Source organism: Nocardia tenerifensis NBRC 101015, assembly GCF_000308715.1.
GTDB lineage: Bacteria > Actinomycetota > Actinomycetes > Mycobacteriales > Mycobacteriaceae > Nocardia > Nocardia tenerifensis.
The window spans coordinates 1-2,310 of the sequence record NZ_BAGH01000115.1 but is presented as its reverse complement, the minus strand read 5'-3'; the positions used below and the strand labels follow the sequence as shown (position 1 = coordinate 2,310).

The window sequence follows — 2,310 nt, the reverse complement described above, 5'->3', positions numbered from 1 at the left end:
CCGAGGCGAAGACGCGCCGGCCGACGGATCCACACCAACCGCCGAGGCGAAGACACGCCGGCCGACGGATCCACACCGACCGCCGAGGCGAAGACGCTCGACCACACCGGTCGACGACCACCGACGATTCGCGGCCCGCTGCCGCTTCCCGCTCAAGGAACGAGCAGTCGACGAACCACACCGTCGGCCAGCAGCCGCCCCCGATCGGTGAGGACGAGCCGATCCGCCGTCCGCGCGGCGAGCCCGTCCGCGACGACACGCTCGGCCGCGCCGCGACCGTCGGCGTCGAGATCGGCCAGCGGCAAACCCGTGCACAGCCGGACGGCCAGCATGACGCGCTCGGTGTAGCGCTCCTCCGGAGTGAGCGCCTCCCACCCCGCCGCGGGAAGTCCGCCCTCGCCGACGCGGTCCGAGTAGCGGGCGGGATGTTTGACGTTCCACCAGCGAACGCCGCCCACATGACTGTGCGCGCCGGGGCCCGCGCCGAGCCAGTCGCCGCCGTCCCAGTAGCCGAGGTTGTGCCGGCACGCGGCGGCTTCGCCCGCGGCCCAATTGGAGACCTCGTACCAGCTCAGGCCGGCGGCGGTGAGGCGGGCGTCGATGCGTTCGTAGCGGGCGGCGAGCACGTCGTCGTCCGGGGCGGGCAGCTCGCCGCGGCGGACGCGGCGGGCCAGCGCGGTGCCGTCCTCGACGATCAGCGAGTAGGCGGAGACGTGGTCGACGCCCGCGTCGAGCACCGCGTCGAGGCTGGCGTCGAGGTCGCCGTCGCGTTCGCCGGGGGTGCCGTAGATCAGGTCGAGGTTCACGTGCTCGAAGCCGGCGGCGCGGGCCTCCTTCGCGGCGGCGACGGCGCGGCCGGGGGTGTGCGTGCGGTCGAGCACCTTCAGCACGTGGGCGGCGGCGGATTGCATGCCGAGGGAGATCCGGGTGAAGCCGGCGGTGCGGAGCCGATCGAAGAACTCCGGCGAGGTGGATTCCGGATTGGATTCGGTGGTCACCTCGACGTGCGCGGCGAGGGTGAAGTTCGCGCGCACGGCGTCGAGGACGTCGGCGAGCCCGTCGCCGCCGAGCAGCGAGGGGGTGCCACCACCGACGAAGATCGTGGCGACCTCCGGGGTCGCCGTCGGCAAGGCCGCGAAACGCTGAGCCGCCGTGGCCAATTCGCCGCGCAGCGCCGCCAGCCAGGACTGCGGCGACGCGGAGGTGCCGAGCTCGCCCGCGGTGTAGGTGTTGAAATCGCAGTATCCGCAGCGCGTCGCGCAGAACGGCACGTGCACGTAGATCCCGAACGGCCCGCCCCCGAAGTCACCGAGCACCGGTTCGGACGTCTCGGTGCCGACAGGGATAACCGCAGGTGAACTCACCCCTCTAGTGTGCAGGTCGCCCGGCGCCCACCCGCTTCCGGGCGTGGCCAGGCGACGCCACGATCAGTGACCGCCCACCGCGGTGTTCTGGTTGGCGGTGAGCACCCAGCGGCCGTCCTCCTTGGACATGACGTACATCGGGGTGCCCTCGCCGGTGACCCGGCCGTCGTTGTCCAGGTAGCGCTGGCGGACCTTGACGGCGGCGACGTCGGGGCGGATGAACAGCACGTGCTCGACCTCGTAGGTCGCGGTGCCGTCGCGCATCGCGCCGGGCAGCACCGAGGCGGTGAACTCCGCGATGGCCGCGCGGCCGAATAGTCGCCGCCCGGCGCCGGTGGTCCAGATCGCATCCTCGCGGAACAGGGCGACGAACTCATCGACCAGCTCATTCTGCTGGGCGTGCTGGACGGTGGCGACCACGTCGCGGATCGCGTCGAGTTCGGTGTCGATGGGTACTGTGCTCATGCGGCCGAGCCTGCTACCTCGAGTCAGCTCGAGGTCAATGCCAGTGGCGCAGTTCACTTTCGAGGCCGACCGCACATCACGAGCCGCTATCGAGGTGTCCGCTATGACTGGCGTCACATATCCGGTCAGCCATCCAGGGGATTTCCCGCAAAATTCCGGAGAATATGGGCGTGCGGTCGGAGGGGCGGCGCTGACGTGGCACAATAGCCTCATGCGCGCATCGGGAGTACGACTTGTGGCACGCCGCCACGTCGACTACAAGCGCGTCTGTAGCGCCTGCTGTCTGCCCGACTCTCTTCGGTAGCTCAGCGACGCCCGTGCCCGGGTCCACCCCGGCGATCCTCTGATTCGACCTCATCGGTCCGCTGACACCGCAGGCGCGAGTCAGCTCTGCGTCTACCCGCCCCCGCCGGCTTCACCGGCTGCCAACCCCGTGCTCCCCTCAGCACGGATGTACAACCCACCCCGCAGGAGCGACCCC

Annotated in this window: 2 protein-coding genes; both read right to left on the bottom strand. The window is 70.8% G+C overall.

Annotation, left to right across the window (positions count from 1 at the left end):
• Window positions 1-152: 152 nt before the first annotated feature.
• Window positions 153-1,346: a radical SAM family heme chaperone HemW gene (gene hemW / locus ON39_RS09230; protein WP_051186444.1), complete on the bottom strand. Its 1,194-nt coding sequence runs from the start codon at window positions 1,344-1,346 to the stop codon at window positions 153-155.
• 81 nt (window positions 1,347-1,427) lie between these two features.
• Window positions 1,428-1,829: an SgcJ/EcaC family oxidoreductase gene (locus ON39_RS09225; protein ID WP_040732936.1), complete on the bottom strand. Its 402-nt coding sequence runs from the start codon at window positions 1,827-1,829 to the stop codon at window positions 1,428-1,430.
• Window positions 1,830-2,310: the final 481 nt, after the last annotated feature.